This window comes from Frigidibacter sp. ROC022 (assembly GCF_024723735.1).
Classification (GTDB): domain Bacteria; phylum Pseudomonadota; class Alphaproteobacteria; order Rhodobacterales; family Rhodobacteraceae; genus SLM-1.
Genome location: NZ_JANQDU010000002.1, coordinates 506,590 through 522,617, shown reverse-complemented (window position 1 = coordinate 522,617; position 16,028 = coordinate 506,590). Strand labels below are relative to the sequence as shown.

General features: G+C 67.9%; 14 protein-coding genes. 11 read left to right on the top strand and 3 right to left on the bottom strand.

Features of this window, described 5'->3' with window-relative positions:
• The first annotated feature begins 5 nt into the window (after positions 1 to 5).
• From tsaE to NUW50_RS09240, 10 genes are all read left to right on the top strand, one after another.
• Positions 6 to 506 (top strand): tRNA (adenosine(37)-N6)-threonylcarbamoyltransferase complex ATPase subunit type 1 TsaE, encoded by a 501-nt coding sequence (tsaE, locus tag NUW50_RS09285; protein ID WP_258288822.1) that lies wholly within the window; start codon positions 6 to 8, stop codon positions 504 to 506.
• A complete protein-coding gene (locus NUW50_RS09280; protein WP_258288821.1) occupies positions 503 to 1,528 on the top strand; it encodes an aminoglycoside phosphotransferase family protein in 1,026 nt (341 codons plus the stop codon). Before tsaE ends, NUW50_RS09280 begins: the two co-directional genes overlap by 4 nt.
• A complete protein-coding gene (locus tag NUW50_RS09275; RefSeq protein WP_258288820.1) occupies positions 1,504 to 2,193 on the top strand; it encodes a nucleotidyltransferase family protein in 690 nt (229 codons plus the stop codon). Before NUW50_RS09280 ends, NUW50_RS09275 begins: the two co-directional genes overlap by 25 nt.
• Complete coding sequence (gene addB / locus NUW50_RS09270; RefSeq protein ID WP_258288819.1) at positions 2,186 to 5,125, top strand: double-strand break repair protein AddB; 2,940 nt, start codon at positions 2,186 to 2,188, stop codon at positions 5,123 to 5,125. Before NUW50_RS09275 ends, addB begins: the two co-directional genes overlap by 8 nt.
• Positions 5,122 to 8,505 (top strand): double-strand break repair helicase AddA, encoded by a 3,384-nt coding sequence (gene addA, locus NUW50_RS09265; protein WP_258288818.1) that lies wholly within the window; start codon positions 5,122 to 5,124, stop codon positions 8,503 to 8,505. The genes addB and addA overlap by 4 nt, the downstream gene beginning before the upstream one ends.
• A gap of 52 nt (positions 8,506 to 8,557) precedes the next feature.
• Positions 8,558 to 8,878: a thioredoxin gene (trxA, locus tag NUW50_RS09260; RefSeq protein ID WP_258288817.1), complete on the top strand. Its 321-nt coding sequence runs from the start codon at positions 8,558 to 8,560 to the stop codon at positions 8,876 to 8,878.
• 133 nt (positions 8,879 to 9,011) lie between these two features.
• Positions 9,012 to 9,566 (top strand): ATP-dependent protease subunit HslV, encoded by a 555-nt coding sequence (gene hslV, locus NUW50_RS09255; protein WP_258288816.1) that lies wholly within the window; start codon positions 9,012 to 9,014, stop codon positions 9,564 to 9,566.
• Entirely contained in the window at positions 9,559 to 10,662 is a 1,104-nt protein-coding gene (locus tag NUW50_RS09250) for a hypothetical protein (RefSeq protein ID WP_258288815.1), read from the top strand. The genes hslV and NUW50_RS09250 overlap by 8 nt, the downstream gene beginning before the upstream one ends.
• A gap of 3 nt (positions 10,663 to 10,665) precedes the next feature.
• Entirely contained in the window at positions 10,666 to 11,973 is a 1,308-nt protein-coding gene (gene hslU, locus NUW50_RS09245; protein ID WP_258288814.1) for an ATP-dependent protease ATPase subunit HslU, read from the top strand.
• Between the two features lie 50 nt (positions 11,974 to 12,023).
• The gene (locus NUW50_RS09240; RefSeq protein ID WP_258288813.1) at positions 12,024 to 13,118 is read left to right on the top strand and encodes an alpha/beta hydrolase; all 1,095 of its coding nucleotides are present in this window, start codon (positions 12,024 to 12,026) and stop codon (positions 13,116 to 13,118) included.
• A gap of 18 nt (positions 13,119 to 13,136) precedes the next feature.
• Here the strand turns inward: NUW50_RS09240 and NUW50_RS09235 are convergent, their stop codons facing one another.
• Genes NUW50_RS09235 through NUW50_RS09225 form a run of 3 tightly spaced genes read right to left on the bottom strand, consistent with a single transcriptional unit; the run spans position 13,137 to position 15,426 of the window.
• Complete coding sequence (locus NUW50_RS09235) at positions 13,137 to 13,721, bottom strand: Smr/MutS family protein (protein WP_258288812.1); 585 nt, start codon at positions 13,719 to 13,721, stop codon at positions 13,137 to 13,139.
• Positions 13,718 to 14,761, bottom strand: coding sequence for a murein transglycosylase A (mltA, locus tag NUW50_RS09230; RefSeq protein WP_258288811.1), 1,044 nt, complete (start codon positions 14,759 to 14,761; stop codon positions 13,718 to 13,720). The genes NUW50_RS09235 and mltA overlap by 4 nt, the downstream gene beginning before the upstream one ends.
• Positions 14,758 to 15,426 (bottom strand): Tim44/TimA family putative adaptor protein, encoded by a 669-nt coding sequence (locus NUW50_RS09225; protein ID WP_258288810.1) that lies wholly within the window; start codon positions 15,424 to 15,426, stop codon positions 14,758 to 14,760. The genes mltA and NUW50_RS09225 overlap by 4 nt, the downstream gene beginning before the upstream one ends.
• 106 nt (positions 15,427 to 15,532) lie before the next feature.
• On the opposite strand from NUW50_RS09225, the gene NUW50_RS09220 reads away from it, so the two are divergent.
• Positions 15,533 to 15,997, top strand: a complete 465-nt coding sequence (locus tag NUW50_RS09220; protein WP_258288809.1) for an FxsA family protein — start codon at positions 15,533 to 15,535, stop codon at positions 15,995 to 15,997.
• Positions 15,998 to 16,028: the final 31 nt, after the last annotated feature.

The following is a 16,028-nucleotide window of genomic DNA, read 5'->3' as shown; positions in this document are numbered from 1 at the left end:
GTCGCATGACTTCGGCCCGTTCCAGCAGCCTTGACCTTCCCGACGCCGAAGCCACGACCCGGCTCGGCAGGGCGCTGGCCGTGGAACTGCGGCCCGGCGACACGGTATTGCTGGCCGGAGAGGTCGGGGCCGGCAAGACCCATCTGGCCCGCGCGGCGATCCAGGCGATGCTGGCGGTGGATGGCCGGTCGGAAGACGTGCCTTCGCCGACCTTCACGCTGGTGCAGCGCTACGACTGTGCCGCCGGGGCGATCCTGCATGCCGATCTCTACCGGCTCGGCGACCTGCGCGACCTCGACGACATCGGGCTGACCGACGCCATGGGGCAGGACATCTGCCTGATCGAATGGCCCGAACTGCTGGGGCAGGCGGCGCTGGACGACGCCTTGCTTGTCTCGCTTGAGCCCGATGCTTCCGGCACGGGCCGGACGGCCCGGCTCTCGGCCTCGGCGCCCCGTTGGCAGCCGGTGCTGGATCGCCTGATGGCCGGGGGCCGGAGCGCATGACCGACCGTGCGGCCCTGATCGACGCTTTCCTCGCGGCCGGCGACTGGCGCCGGGCCCGGCGCGAGAAGCTGGCCGGCGACGCCTCGAACCGGCGCTACGAACGGCTGCTGGACGGGCCCGGCGGGGTGACGACGGTTCTGATGGACGCGGCCCCCGAACGTGGCGAGGATGTGCGCCCCTTCATCGCCATGGCCGAACATCTTGTCGGGCTGGGATATTCCGCGCCGCGCATCCTCGACCGGGATGTCGAGGCCGGTCTGCTGATCCTGGAAGACCTTGGCGACGATCTCTTCGCCCGGGTTCTGCGGCGGGAGCCGGGGCGGGAGGTCGAGCTTTTCGGCCCGGCCGTCGATCTGATTGGCGATCTCATGCAGGCCCCGCTGCCCGGGTTCATCGAGCCCTACGGCCCCGAACTCGTGCCCCTGGCGCAATTGAGCTTCGACTGGTACCTGCGCGGCGCCACCGGCGATCCGGCCCCTGCGGCGCGGGCGGAATTCGGCGATCTGTTCTCGGCGGCGCTGGCCCGGATGGCGCCCCGGTCCGTGACGGTGATCCTGCGCGACTATCACGCCGAGAACCTGATCTGGCTGCCGCAGCGCCAGGGCCTCGCCCGGGTCGGATTGCTGGACTTCCAGGACGCCCGCAGCGGCCATCCGGTCTATGATCTGGTCTCGCTGCTGGAAGACGTGCGCCGCGATGTCTCGCCCGAGGTGGATGCCCGGATGCGGCAGCATTTCATCCGGCGCACCGGACTTGCGGAAGACGAGGTCGGGCTGGCGGCGGCGCTCTGCGCGACCCAACGCAATCTGCGCATCCTGGGCGTCTTCTCCCGGCTGTCGCTGCACTACGGCAAGCCGCAGTATATCGACCTGATCCCCCGGCTGTGGCGCCATCTGCAATCCGACCTGGACCACCCGGCCCTGGCAGAGGTCGCGGCGCTGCTGCGCCGGGTCCTGCCCGAGCCGACGCCCGAAATCCTCAACCGACTGAAGGCCCAATGCGGAACGGTTCCCCAGCCCTGATGCTGTTCGCTGCCGGTCTGGGCCGCCGCATGGCGCCCCTCACCGACACGCGGCCAAAGCCCTTGATCCCGGTCGCGGGACGGCCGCTGATCGACCATGCGCTGGCCCTGGCGCGGGACGTCGGGATCGGGCGGGTGGTGGTCAACACCCATTACCTGGCCGAGATGCTGGCCGCGCATCTGGCCGACAGCGGCGCGACCCTGATCCACGAGCCCGTCCTGCTGGAAACCGGCGGCGGCCTGCGCAATGCCGTGCCGCTGCTGGGCGACGGGCCGGTGCTGACCCTGAACAGCGATGCGCTCTGGCAGGGGAAAAACCCCTTGCAGAGCCTGATTTCGGCCTGGGAGCCGGCGCGGATGGAAGCCCTGCTGCTGCTCTGCCCGAAGGATCGGGCGGTCGGCCATCCGGGCAAGGGCGATTTCTCGATCGACGCCGAGGGACGGCTGAGCCGGGGCGGCGACCTGATCTATACCGGTGCGCAAATGACCCGCACCGACAGGCTTTCGTCGGTGCCGGATGCGGCATTCTCGCTGAACCGGGTCTGGGACATGATGATGGAATCGGGCAGTCTTTACGGCACGCTGCACCCCGGCCGCTGGTCCGATGTCGGCCGGCCCGAGGGGATCGCATTGGCCGAAGCGATGCTGGAGGCCGCGGATGTTTGAACCGCAGGGTCAGCCGCGGGTCTTTGCGGTGCCGCCCGGCGCCGATTTCTCGCTGACCTTCGTCACCGGCCTGATCGACCGGATGCGGGACCGTGATCCGATCGAGATGGCCCGGTTGCTGGTACTGGTCAACACCAGGCGCACCGGCCAGCGCATGGCCGAGCTCTTGCAAGCCGAAGGCGCCCGGCTGTTGCCGCAGATCCTGCCGGTGACGGAACTCGCGCAGGCGATCCCGGGCATTGCCCCGGCCCTGCCGGCGCCGGCCTTGCGGCGGCGGCTGGAATTGAGCCGGATCGTCTTTGCGCTGCTGGACAAGACCCCGGATGTGGCGCCGCGTTCGGCGGCTTTCGATCTGGCCGACGCGCTGGCGCAGCTGATCGACGAGATGCACGAAGAGGGTGTCGCGCCCGAGGCACTGACCGGGCTCGACCTTGGCGACCTGTCTCAACACTGGACCCAGAGCCTGAAGGTGCTGTCGATCGTCACCCAGTTCTTCGGCCCCGAAAGCGCGGCGCAGATGACTCCGGCGGCGCGGCTGTCGGATCTGGTGGACCGGCTGGCGGCGCGCTGGCAGGAGGATCCGCCGCAGACGCCGATCCTGGTGGCCGGATCGACCGGATCGCGGGGCACGACCTTCCGCCTGATGCAGGCGGTGGCGCGGCTGCCGCAGGGTGCCCTGGTGCTGCCCGGCTACGATTTCGCGCAGCCGGACTCGGTCTGGGACAACCTGCTGCGGACCCGCGCCGAGGATCACCCGCAGTACCGCTTCGCCCGGCTGCGGCAGGCGCTCGACCTGGACAGCGAAGGGGTGCGGCTCTGGCACGGCCCGGCCCAGGGCTCGCCGCATCATCCGCTGATCTCGCTGGCGCTGCGTCCGGCGCCGGTCTCGGACCAATGGGTGGTCGAGGGACCGAAGCTGGGCGATCTGGTCGGCGCGACCGAGGGGCTGAGCCTTATCGAGGCGCCGACGGCGCGGGACGAGGCCCTGGCGGTGGCGGTGGCGGTGCGGGCAGCGGTGGCCGAAGGGCAGGTGGCGGCGGTGGTGACCCCCGACCGGACCCTGACCCGGGCGATTGCCGCCGAGCTGGACCGCTGGGGAATCCGCGCCGACGACAGCGCCGGCGAGCCCCTCGCCCAGACCGCGGAAGGCCGGTTGCTGCGCCATGCAGCCGAGGCCCTGGCCGCGCCGGTGCCGGTCGAATCGGCGCTGGTGATCCTGAAGCATCCGCTGGTCCATGCCGCCGAGGGCCGCGGCCGGCACCTGGACTGGACCCGGCAGCTGGAACTCCGGCTGCGGCGCGAAGGGCGCCCCTATCCCGGGCCGGACGACCTTGCTCGGCTGATCGCGGCGGACGGCACCGGGCGCGAGGCCTGGGCCGACTGGATCGCCCGGGCGCTGTTGCGGATCGACCGGCCCGCCCGCCGCAGCTTTGCCGAGCATCTGCGCCACCATCTGGCAATGGTCGAGCTTCTGTCCTGCGGCCCGGGGGACATGCCCGAAGAGCTGCCGATCTGGTCCGGGCCGGCGGGGGCAAAGGCCCGGCAGGTGATGGCCGAAATGGAGCGGGAGGCCGATGTCCTGGGCGACCTGACCGGCGCCGAATATCGCGATTTCCTGACTGCGGTGCTGAGTCAGGCCGAGGTGCGGGCGACGGTGGAAGCACATCCGTCGGTGCGGTTCTGGGGCACGATCGAGGCACGGATTCAGGGCGCCGATCTGGTGATCCTGGCCGGTCTCAACGAAGGCGTCTGGCCATCGCAGCCGCGGGCCGATTTCTGGATGAACCGGCGGATGCGGCAGGAGGTGGGCCTGACCCTGCCCGAACGCCGGATCGGCCTTTCGGCGCATGACTTCCAGCAGGCGGCCTCGGCGCCGCGGGTCATCCTCAGCCGGTCGGTGCGGGACGCCGAGGCCCAGACCGTGCCATCGCGCTGGCTGTCCCGGTTGAGCAACCTGCTCGACGGGCTTCCCGAGACCGGCAGACCGGCGCTGGCGGCAATGCGGGCCCGCGGGCAGCACTGGGCCGGTCTTGCAGCGGCCATCGAACGGCCCGAACCGGACCAGATCCGCAACCCGGCGACCCGGCCGGCACCACGCCCGCCGGTCAGCGCCCGGCCGGACCGGCTCAGCGTCACCGAAATCCAGAAGCTGATCCGTGACCCCTATGCGATCTATGCCCGCCATGTCCTGCGGCTGAAGGCGCTCGACCCGTTGCGGCCCGAACCCGACGCCCTGGTGCAGGGTGAGGTGTTTCACGGCATTCTCGAACGCTTCGTGCTGGCAACGCTTCAGCTGCCCGAGCTGCTGACCGTCGAGGCCCTGATGGACGAGGCCGACGCGACCCTCGCGGTCAAGGCGCATTGGCCCGGCATCCGGCAGGTCTGGCGGGGCCGGATCGAGGCCTTTGCCGACTGGTTCGTCCAGACCGAGATCGAACGGCGGCGGCACGGCACCCCGATGACGGTCGAGGCCCGGCGCGAGCTGACCCTGTCCGACCCGCCCTTCACGCTGGTCGGCAAACCCGACCGGATCGACCTGCTGGCCGACGGCTCGGCCGAGATCATCGACTACAAGACAGGCGCCATACCCCAACGCAAGGACATCCAGCACTTCGACCGCCAGCTGATGCTGCTGGCCCTGATGGCCGAAATGGGGGTGTTCGGCGGGCCGGAGGGGCTGAAGGTCTCGCGGGTGACGCATATCGGCCTCGGCGCGACGCCCGAGGCAAAGAGCACCGATCTGGAACCGGGCGCCAGCGATGAAACCGCGCATCAGCTGGGGCAATTGCTGCGGGCCTACCTCGACCCTGACAAGGGCTATCCGTCGCGGCGCGCGATGGAAGGCCAGCGCTGGAGCGGTGATTACGACCACCTTGCACGCTTCGGGGAATGGTCGGCCAGCCAGGACGCCATCGCGGAGGATGTCGGATGAACCCCGCGCCGCATCCCGCCAGCGAGCGGCAGAATCGCGCCGCCGATCCCGGACGCTCGACCTGGCTTTCGGCCAATGCCGGATCGGGCAAGACCCGGGTGTTGACCGACCGCGTGGCCCGGCTGCTGCTCAATGGCGTGCCGCCGCAGAACATCCTTTGCCTGACCTATACCAAGGCGGCGGCGGGCGAGATGCAGAACCGCCTGTTCAAGCGCCTCGGTGCCTGGGCGATGCTGGACAATGCCAGCCTCGTGGCCGAGCTGACGGCGATCGGGGTCCGGAACGCACCCGACCGCGACAGCCTGGCCAGGGCGCGGCGCCTGTTCGCCAGCGCGGTGGAGACCCCAGGCGGGCTGAAGATCCAGACGATCCACTCCTTCTGCGCCGCGATTCTGCGCCAGTTCCCGCTCGAAGCCGGGGTCAGCCCGCGGTTCCGCGAGATCGACGAACGCGAATCCACCCTGATCCTGCGCGAGCTGTTCGACAGCATCGCCGAGGGTCCGCAGGCAGGGGTTCTGGCCGAATTCGCCCGCTACTGCTCGCCCTCGGGCCTGCAAGGTCTTCTGAAAGAGATCGCCGGTCACGCGGCGGCCTTCGAAACCCCGCTGGACCCGGCCGAAGTGCCGCTCTGGTATGGGCTGACCGGGAAGGAGACCCCGGAATCGGTGCTGAACGAGGCCCTGGGGCAGGGCCTGGACGCGCTGGTTCCGGTGCTGATCGCGGCCATGCGGAAGGGCGCCAAGACCACGAATGCCAAGGCCGCGGAACTCTCGGACCTTGCCGGGCTGGCCGAAGATCGCGCCCGGTTCGACCTGCTGACGCGGGTGCTGCTGACCCAGAAGGGCACGCCGAACACGATCGTGGCGAAGCAGTTTGCCAAGGTGCTGGACCCGGACCAGCTTGAGGCGGCACAGGCGCTGACCGAGCGGATCGTGGAAGCGCGCCGGACCCTCGGTTGCCTGGAGGAAGCCCGCCGGACCCAGGCGCTGCACCGCTTTGCCCGGGTCTACATCGGCGCCTACCGGCAGAGAAAGGCGGCGCTCGGACTTCTGGACTTCGACGACCTGATCCGCCGGGCCCTGGCCCTGCTGTCCGACGCCTCGGTCGCGCAATGGGTGCTCTACCGGCTCGATGGCGGCATCGACCATATCCTTGTCGACGAGGCGCAGGACACCAGCCCGACACAATGGAAGATCGTCGAGCGCCTGACGCAGGAGCTGGCCTCGGGCGACGGCTCGCGGGACGGAACGGTGCGGACGGTCTTTGCCGTCGGCGACGAGAAACAGTCGATCTATTCCTTCCAGGGCGCCGACCCGGCCGAGTTCGACCGGATGAAGCGTCATTTCCAGGCCCAGCTCGAGAACGCGCCGCACCCGTTGCAGGATCTTGCCCTGCAGCATTCCTTCCGGTCCTCGCCGCTGCTGCTGAACCTCGTGGACCGGGTCTTCACGGGCGAGGCGACTTCGGGTGTTGCCGAACCGACGACCCATGCCGCCTTTCACGACTCGCTGCCGGGGCGGGTCGATCTCTGGCCGCTGCTGGGCAGCGAAGAGGCCGACCCGCTGCCGGAATGGCATGATGCCAGCGACCGGACCCTGCCGCACGACGCGACCCAGGTGCTGGCCGAGAAGATTGCCCGCGAGGTCGCAAGGATGGTGGCGACCGAGCATGTGCCCGATGAGACCGGCCAAATGCGGCGAATGGTGGCGGGGGATGTGCTGATCCTGGTCCGGCGGCGCAATTTCATCACAGATCCCCTGATCCTTGCTTTGAAGAAGGCGGGGCTGGAGGTCGCCGGGGCCGATCAGATCGTGCTCACCTCGGATCTGGCGGTCATGGATATCGTGGCGACGCTGAAAGTGCTGGTGACGCCGGCGGATTCGCTGTCCCTGGCGGCGGCGCTGCGCTCGCCGCTGTTCGGGCTGAGCGAGGATGACCTGTTCCGGCTGGCGCATTCCCGGCCCAGGGGCGCGACCCTGTGGGAAGCGCTGGAGGCGCAGCGTGACCGGTTCGAGGATGCCTGCACCATTCTGGAAGACCTGCGGCGGCAGGCGGACTTCCTGCGGCCCCATGATCTCATCGCGCGGTTGCTGGTGCGCCATGACGGTCGGCGCCGGCTGATCGGGCGGATGGGCGAAGAGATCGTCGAAGCGGTCGATGTGCTGCTGCAACAGGCGCTGGCCTACGAAAGCTCGGACGTGCCCAGCCTGACCGGCTTTCTGACCTGGCACGAGGCCGAGGGGATCAAGATCAAGCGGCAGTCGGAAACCGCCGGCGACAAGGTCCGGGTGATGACGGTGCATGGCGCCAAGGGGCTGGAATCCGAGGTGGTGATCCTGCCCGATACCGCCGATTACACGCCGCCGAGGAAGGACCGTCTGATCGCGCTCGACTCCGGTCAGCCGGTGTTCCGGACCGCGGGCGACCGGGTTCCGGATGCGCAAACCAGTGTCTATGCAGAGGAAAAACGCAAGGAAGACGAGGAAAGCAACCGGCTGCTCTATGTCGGGCTGACCCGCGCCAAACACTGGCTGATCGTCTGCGGCGCCGGAAAGGATACCGCATCGGGCGACAAGCTGCCTTGCTGGCACCGGCTGGTCGGCAACGCGGTGGCCGGGATGAATCCGCAGACGGTCGAGATTGACGGGCTGGTGGCGCAACGGCTGGAGTTCGGCAACTGGCCGGCCCCGGCGGCCGGGGCGCAGCCATCGGACGGCGCAAAGACCCTGCCGCCCGATCTGCCCGTGTGGACCCGGACCCCCGCCGGCCCCGGCGCCCCGCGCCCGGTGCTTCTTGCGCCATCGGACCTCGGGCCGATGGCCCATGCCGCCCCAGGCGCGCCCGTCCTGGCCGAAAGCGAGGATGCCCTATTGCGGGGAACCCATCTGCATCTGCTGCTGGAACATCTCCCGCACCATCCGCCCGAGAGCTGGGCCGAGGTCGGCGCAGCGCTGCTGCGGGCCGAGGACGAGGCACCGCCGGACGACAGGATTCCCGAGCTTCTGGCAGAAGCGCGCGGCGTGCTGGAGAGTGACGAGCTGGCCTGGCTCTTCGCCCCCGGCACCCTGGCCGAAGTCGATGTCACCGCCGAACTGCCGGATCTGGGCGGGCGCCGCATCCTGGGCCGGATCGACCGGCTGATCCGCGAGCCGGGCCGGGTCCTGGCGGTGGATTTCAAATCGAACCGCGTGGTTCCCGAGCGGGTCGAGGATGTGCCGGAGGGAATCCTGATCCAGCTGGGCGCCTATGCCGCAGCCCTGCGGCAGATCTTTCCCGGTGACGTGGTCGAGGTTGCCGTGCTCTGGACCCAGGGGCCAAGGCTCATGCGGTTACCCCACGAGATCGTGACCGGCGCCTTGCAGAGCGCCCCCATATCTTGACGTTGCAGCTGCGGCTCCCTACCTTTTGCGGCAAGTCATCAGGAGAAGTTTCATGGCCACCGTTCCCGTAACCGACGCCACGTTTGACGCCGAAGTCCGGCAGTCCGATATCCCCGTCGTGGTGGATTTCTGGGCCGAATGGTGCGGACCCTGCAAGCAGATCGGCCCGGCTCTGGAAGAGCTTTCGGACGAGATGGCCGGCAAGGTCAAATTCGTCAAGGTGAACGTGGACGAGAACCCGAATTCGCCGGCCCAGATGGGCGTGCGCGGAATTCCGGCGCTGTTCATGTTCAAGGGTGGCGAAGTGGTGTCGAACAAGATCGGCGCGGCCCCCAAGGCAGCGCTGCAAAACTGGATCGCCTCGGAAGTCTGAATCCGGACAACCGGGGCCTGACCGCCAAAACCGATGCAGGGCGCCCTCGCGGGCGCCCTTTTCATATCCGGGCGACGGGTTGTCCCGCGCCCGGCACGCCGCCATATAGGGCCGGATGACAGGAGAGACTTCGATGGCAAGCGACTTCCCCGGCTGGCACGGCACCACGATCATCGGCGTTCGCAAGGGCGGCAAGGTGGTCATCGCCGGAGACGGCCAGGTCAGCATGGGTCAGACCGTGATGAAGGGCACCGCCCGAAAGGTGCGGCGGCTGTCGCCCGGCGGGCACGAGATCGTCGCCGGTTTCGCCGGATCCACGGCGGATGCCTTCGCGCTGCTGGAGCGGCTCGAAACGAAGCTGGAAGCGGCAGCGGGCAAGCTGGACCGGGCCTGTGTCGAACTGGCCAAGGACTGGCGCACCGACAAGTATCTGCAAAAGCTGGAAGCGATGCTGATCGTCACCGACGGGCAAGACCTTCTGGTCGTCACCGGCGCCGGCGACGTCCTGGAACCGGAACATGACATCGCCGCCATCGGCTCGGGCGGGAACTATGCCCTGGCGGCGGGACGGGCGATGATCGACCTGGACATGGACGCCGAGACCGTGGCCCGCAAGGCCATGGCGATTGCGGCGGATATCTGCGTCTACACCAACACCAACCTGACGGTGGAGGCGATCGGTGGCTGACCCACGGACCGCCTTCATCAGCCCGGACGATCTGCGGGCGGCGGTCGGTGCCGGAGTGTTGAAGGAAGGCCAGGCCGCGGCACTGACGGCGCTGGCGCACAGCCGGCGCGGCGCACGCGAGGATCTGTCCGCGGGCGACGAGCCGTTCGAGCTGTTCCGCGGCTTCAACGAGATCTTCATCATGGTCGGCCTCTGCATCCTCGGCGCCGGCTGGATCGGGCTGGCATTCTGGGTGCTCTATGCCAACCCCGAGACATGGCGGCTGACCCTGAGCACCTACATGGTCGTCACCGTGGCGATGATCTGGCTGATGTCGGAATACTTCATCCGCTACCGCCGCATGGTCGGGCCGGCGATCCTGCTGTCGATCATGTTCGCGGCAACCGCCGCCTTCGGCCTGTCGCAATGGCGGGCGCAGGTGTTCATGCTGGCGCGCGAGGATTTCAGCAGCCTGATCCTGCCCGGCCTTCTGACGGTCGTGGCGGTCTTCATCTACTGGCTGCGCTTCAAGGTGCCGTTCGCCATGGCGCTGATGGCCCTGGGCCTGTTCGGAACCGCGCTGTTGCTGACCGCGACCCGGAACGGCTCTCCCCGCTCGATTTCCGAGCTGTTCGTGCTCTCGGGCGGTGGCGGGTTCGGGCTGATTACCCTGGCGCTCGGGCTTGCCACATTCGCGGTCGCGATGATCTTCGACGGCAGCGATCCGCATCGCGTCACGCGCCGTTCGGCGCAGGGTTTCTGGCTGCATCTCGTGGCGGCGCCGATGATCATCAACACCGTCGCCCTGACGCTGCTGGCCCGCGAAAGCCACGCTGCCAACCTGACTATCCTGGGCTTGATGGCCCTGTTTGCGGTGATCGCGGTGGTGATCGACCGGCGGTCGTTCCTGCTGGCCGCGATCGGCTATACCGTCTCGGTCATCCTGACCCTGAACCCCATCACCGAGAACCAGAGCTTTGCCGGGCTGATCCTGGCACTGGGCCTGTTCCTGGTCCTTCTCGGCGCGTTCTGGGCCCCGATCCGGGCCGCGCTGCTGCGGGTGATCCCGCTGGGCCGCCTGCGCCGCTTTCTTCCTCCTGCTCACCCGATAGGCTGATCCATGACCAATCTGACCCCGCGCGAGATCGTTTCCGAGCTCGACCGCCACATCATCGGCCAGAACGACGCCAAGCGCGCCGTCGCGGTCGCGCTGCGCAACCGCTGGCGGCGCAAGCAGCTGGGCGACGATCTGCGCGACGAGGTCTATCCGAAGAACATCCTGATGATCGGCCCGACCGGTGTCGGCAAGACCGAGATTTCGCGGCGCCTGGCCAAGCTGGCGCGGGCACCGTTCCTGAAGGTCGAAGCGACCAAGTTCACCGAGGTCGGCTATGTCGGCCGCGACGTCGACCAGATCGTCCGCGATCTGGTCGATGCGGCGATCGTGATGACCCGCGAACACATGCGCGAAGAGGTGCGTGCCCGCGCCCATGCCGCCGCCGAGGAACGGGTGATCGAGGCGCTGGCCGGCAAGGATGCCCGCGAACAGACCCGCGAGATGTTCCGCAACAAGCTGAAACGCGGTGAGCTGGACGACACGGTGATCGAGCTGGAGCTGGCCGAGCCGTCCCCCTCGATTCCGATGTTCGGCATGGGCGGGATGCCGGGGATGGAAAGCCAGATGGGCGACCTGCAGAAGATGCTGGGTCAGGCCTTCGGCGGCCGCACCACCAAGCGCAGGATGACGGTTGCCGAAAGCCATGACCTGCTGGTTCAGGAAGAGGCCGACAAGCTGCTCGACGACGAGGCCGTGCAACGCTCGGCGATTTCCTCGGTCGAGGAAGACGGGATCGTGTTCCTGGACGAGATCGACAAGGTCTGCGCCCGATCCGACGCGCGCGGCGCCGATGTCAGCCGCGAAGGCGTGCAGCGCGATCTGCTGCCGCTGATCGAGGGCACGACGGTGTCCACAAAATACGGCCCGGTCAAGACCGACCATGTGCTGTTCATCGCATCCGGCGCCTTCCATGTCGCCAAGCCCTCGGACCTGCTGCCGGAACTTCAGGGCCGATTGCCGATCCGGGTCGAGCTGAAGGCGCTGAGCAAGGACGACTTCGTGCGGATCCTGTCGGAAACCGAGAATGCCCTGACGTTGCAATATACCGCGCTGATGGAGACCGAAGGCGTGAAGGTGCGCTTCACCGAGGACGGGATCGCCGAGGTCGCCGGCATCGCGGCCGAGGTCAATCAGGCGGTGGAGAACATCGGCGCGCGACGGCTCTACACCATTGTCGAACGGGTCTTCGAGGACCTGTCCTTCAGCGCCCCGGACCGGGAAGGCGACGAGGTGGTCGTCGATGCCGCCTATGTCGTGGAACATCTCGGCGACCTGCGCCGCTCGGTGGATGTCAGCCGCCATATGCTCTAGGCTTCGGGACGGCGGGGCCGGACCCCGCGCCGATCGGACGGGGAGTCGTGGTGGCCGCGCGGTTGTTCATACTGGTGCTGCTGGTATCGGCCTGCGTGCCGCGGGCGGATGCGATCGTCCGACACGTTCCGGGCGTCACCGAAACCGAGACCGTCTTCATCGCCACCACCCGCAAGGAGACGGCCGACGGCCAGTTCTCGTCGGAACGGTCGGAAACGCCCAGTTTCCTGCAGATGACCATCTCGATCCCGCCCGAGCGTGAACCCGGAGAGCTGGACTTCCCGACCGGTCGCCATGTCGATCCAAAGACCGAGTTCTTCGTGTCCGATCGTATCGACTATGACGGCCAGCCGGCCTTCCAGCAGGCTCTGGCCCGCGAATTCGCCCGGCGGCCCGCCGACAATCGCGAGGCCGTGGTCTATGTCCACGGGTTCAACAACACCTTCGGCGACGGCGTCCTGCGGATCGCGCAGCTGGCGCATGACTTCCGGATCAACGGGGTCGCGGTGCATTACGCCTGGCCCTCCGCCGCCTCGACGCTGGGCTACGAATACGACCGCGACAGCCAGCTGATCGCCCGCGACGCGCTGGAGCAGCTGATCCACACCATCCATGCCGCCGGCGCCCGGCGGATTCTGATCGTCGGCCATTCGATGGGCGCCATGCTGACGCTCGAAGTCCTGCGCCAGACCGAGATCGGCGATCCGGGATCGGTCTCGCGACTGATCAAGGGGGTGGTGCTGATCTCGCCCGATATCGACGTCGATCTGTTCCGCAGCCAGGCCAGGCGGATCGGCAAGCTGCCGCAACCCTTTGCCATCTTCGTGTCGCGCAAGGACAGGGCGCTGTTCCTGTCGTCGCTGATCTCGGGCCGCGACCGGCGGCTGGGCAACATCCTTTCGGCCGAGGCCGTGTCCGACCTCGATGTCACGGTGATCGACGTGACGTCGTTTTCCTCCGGGATCGGGCATTTCACGCCCGGAACCTCTCCGGTGCTGATCCGGCTGCTCACCGGTGCGGCGGCGCTCGACCAGGCATTCCGGGGCGGCGCGGCGCATAACATCGGCCTGCTGCCGGGGGTTCTGGTCTCGGTGCGGAACGCGACCGAGCTGGTGCTGTCGCCGCTGGCACCCGGAACGAACTAGGCCGGACGGGCCTTGGCCTCAGCCCTCGCGTTTGCGGCGCAGGTAGACATAGATCGCACCCGAACCGCCATGGCTCCGATGCGCTTCCGACAGTTGCAGGACCAGTTCCCGCATTGGCGGCAGCGACAGCCAGTGCGGCACCTGATGCCGCAGGACACCGCCCATCGCCGGGCCCGGACCCTTTCCGGTGATGACCAGGACCAGCCGGTGCCCGGTGGAATACGATCTCATCAGAAAGCCGGTCAGCGCCGAATGCGCCTGGGCCTGGGTCATGCCATGCAGGTCGATCCGGGCATCGGGCGCCAGCTTGCCGCGCTTCATCTTGCCGAATTTCTTGCGGTCCATCTCGATCCGCTGCGATGCCAGCCGCTCCGAGACCGTGGGACGCAGATCCAGAGAGACCCCGGCGGTCGAAGGTCGCTGATGTCTGCTCAACGGTGGCAGGCCGAAATCGTCGGGCAGGGGAGGCTGGCGTTCCGGGATCTGCGGCTTGGCAGGCGCCGGGCGATGGAAGGCAGCCGTGTCCGGGTGCAGGGGCTTGGCGGCTTCGATCACCTTGGCCCAGAGCTCGGATTCATCCTTCCGCAGCTTGCGACGCCTCATCGGACCGGCGCCCAGTCTTCGGCCAGGGCATAGGCGCGCTGGATCGGCAGCAACACGACCAACCGGCCCGGATCGCGGACCCTGCCGGCCTTGCGGCCCGCCTCGGCGCCTGTGCCGAAGAAGATGTCGGCCCGCTGCGCGCCCTTGATCGCCGATCCGGTATCCTGCGCCACCATCAGCCGCCGCATCGGCACCTCTCCGCCCTTGTCGATCCAGACCGGCGCCCCGAGCGGCACGAAGGCCGGATCGACCGCGATCGACCGCATCGCGGTGATCGAGCGGTTCATCGCCCCGAGCGGACCCTTTTCGGGCGGCACTTCATCGACCTTTCGGAAAAAGACGAAGGACGGGTTGTGATGCAGTAGCTCCAGCCCTTCCTCGCCGTTTCGCCGCACCCAGTTCCGGATGACGCTGGCCGAAACCTGATGCGCCTTGTAGACCCCGCGCCGGACCAGTTCCTGGCCGATAGACCGGTAGGGCTGGCCGTTCTTGCCGGCATAGCCGACCCGGATCACCTTGCCGTCCGGAAGCACGATCCGGCCCGACCCCTGAACCTGCAGAAAGAACGCATCGACCGCGTCATCGACCCAGGCGATTTCCAGACCCTTGCCCTCGAGCAGCTTCTCGCGCTCGATCTCGTCGCGGGTCGGATAGGGTTCGCCGGGGGTGAAGTCGGGCGGCAGGCTGTAGATCGGAAAACGATAGGTATCGTCGGGGGTCAGGGCCCCGTGCAGCTCGGGCTCGTAATAGCCCGTGAACAACGCGGGATCGCCGTCCTCGATCAGCACCGGCCGGAACAGCAGCTCGAAGAAGTCGCGCGGATCGGGATTGCTGCGCGCCAGGTTGCAGACCGACCGCCAATCGGGGCCGCTCAGCCCGTCGCAGGTCTCGGCAAAGACCGTCAGGGCCCGGTCGAGCCGGTCCTCGGGCCAGCCGGGAAGTGCGTCGAAATCCAGGATCGTGATCTGGGGGTCGGCTGCCGCAGGCATCGGCACCAGCATCAGTGCCGCAAGGAGAAGCGCGGCACCCCCGGCCCTCATTCGCCCGTGGCGGTGAGGGTCCAGTTCGGGTTGCCGGAGCCCATCACGCGCGAGAAGGTCCAGACATCCCGCTGACGCCGGATCTCTTCCTTGTTGCCGTCGATGATCTCGCCCTTCGCATCCCGGACGACCGAGGACAGCTCGCCGACGAAGCGGACCGTCACTTCGGCCATGCGCGTGGCCGGATCGTATTCGGCATCGGTCACTTCCATTTCCCGCAGGCCGTGGAAGCTGGCTTCGATGGTCAGGCCCTTGGCCTTGCGATCCTCGACCGCAGCGGTGAAGGTCGCATCGACTTCCGGCGCCAGAAAGGGGCGGATGCTCTCCATGTCGCCGCGCTCGAAGGCCATGACGATCATCTCATAGGCACCCTTGGCGCCGCTCAGGAACTCGACCACGGTAAAGGACGGTTCCGCAGCCTTCATCCGGGCCAGCGCATCGGCGGCGGGGCTGCCTGCCTTGACGTGATCGACGATGTCGCGGTCCAGCCCGCCCTCGACAACCGACAGGTCGGCGCCGCGGCGTTCGGCCCGGGCGGCAGGCGGATCATCGCGCAGCGCCGGTTTCTCGAATCCGTCACGGGTCCCCAAAACGTTTTTCAGCTTGAGAATCAAAAAGATGGCGACCGCCGCCAGTACCAGAAGCTGAACTACGCCAGAATTCATCCTGCCCTCATCCGAGTTTACGGGGGTGCAACACGCCCGATCGGGACATATGTAGGCACTGCCCCGCACGGAGTCCACATGGCGGGGCATGAGAAAGGATCAACGGATGTGGTTATTCCTGGCACTGGTGCTGGTGCCGGTCATCGAAATCGCCCTGTTTATTCAGGTGGGCGGGGCAATCGGGCTGTGGCCGACGCTTCTCATCGTCGTCCTGACGGCTCTGCTGGGATCGCAGTTGATCCGACGTCAAGGCGTCGGGGCCTTTCTGGCCTTGCGCTCTTCGGTCTCCGAATTGCGGGATCCGACGGGCGCCCTGTTCGACGGCGCAATGATCCTGTTTTCCGGCGCCCTCCTGCTGACTCCGGGCTTTCTGACCGATGCGACCGGTTTGATCCTGCTGATCCCGCCGGTCCGGGCCGCGATCTATGCGGCAATCAGGAAACGGATCGAGGTGGTGGCCTTCCGCAGCGGTCCCGCGGGTCCGCGACCGGATGGCCCCGGCGACGTGATCGACGCCGAGTTCGAACGCCTCGACGATGATCCGACGCCCGGGACCGACCCGCGCCATTGAGGCAGCCGCGCGACCCTGCTAGAAGGCCGCG

Excerpts from the sequence above, each read along its gene's own strand:
- tsaE (WP_258288822.1), top strand. The coding sequence starts at position 6 with ATGACTTCGGCCCGTTCCAGCAGCCTTGACCTTCCCGACGCCGAAGCC.
- NUW50_RS09280 (WP_258288821.1), top strand. The coding sequence starts at position 503 with ATGACCGACCGTGCGGCCCTGATCGACGCTTTCCTCGCGGCCGGCGAC.
- NUW50_RS09275 (WP_258288820.1), top strand. The coding sequence starts at position 1,504 with ATGCGGAACGGTTCCCCAGCCCTGATGCTGTTCGCTGCCGGTCTGGGC.
- addB (WP_258288819.1), top strand. The coding sequence starts at position 2,186 with ATGTTTGAACCGCAGGGTCAGCCGCGGGTCTTTGCGGTGCCGCCCGGC.
- addA (WP_258288818.1), top strand. The coding sequence starts at position 5,122 with ATGAACCCCGCGCCGCATCCCGCCAGCGAGCGGCAGAATCGCGCCGCC.
- trxA (WP_258288817.1), top strand. The coding sequence starts at position 8,558 with ATGGCCACCGTTCCCGTAACCGACGCCACGTTTGACGCCGAAGTCCGG.
- hslV (WP_258288816.1), top strand. The coding sequence starts at position 9,012 with ATGGCAAGCGACTTCCCCGGCTGGCACGGCACCACGATCATCGGCGTT.
- hslU (WP_258288814.1), top strand. The coding sequence starts at position 10,666 with ATGACCAATCTGACCCCGCGCGAGATCGTTTCCGAGCTCGACCGCCAC.
- NUW50_RS09235 (WP_258288812.1), bottom strand. The coding sequence starts at position 13,721 with ATGAGGCGTCGCAAGCTGCGGAAGGATGAATCCGAGCTCTGGGCCAAG.
- mltA (WP_258288811.1), bottom strand. The coding sequence starts at position 14,761 with ATGAGGGCCGGGGGTGCCGCGCTTCTCCTTGCGGCACTGATGCTGGTG.
- NUW50_RS09225 (WP_258288810.1), bottom strand. The coding sequence starts at position 15,426 with ATGAATTCTGGCGTAGTTCAGCTTCTGGTACTGGCGGCGGTCGCCATC.
- NUW50_RS09220 (WP_258288809.1), top strand. The coding sequence starts at position 15,533 with ATGTGGTTATTCCTGGCACTGGTGCTGGTGCCGGTCATCGAAATCGCC.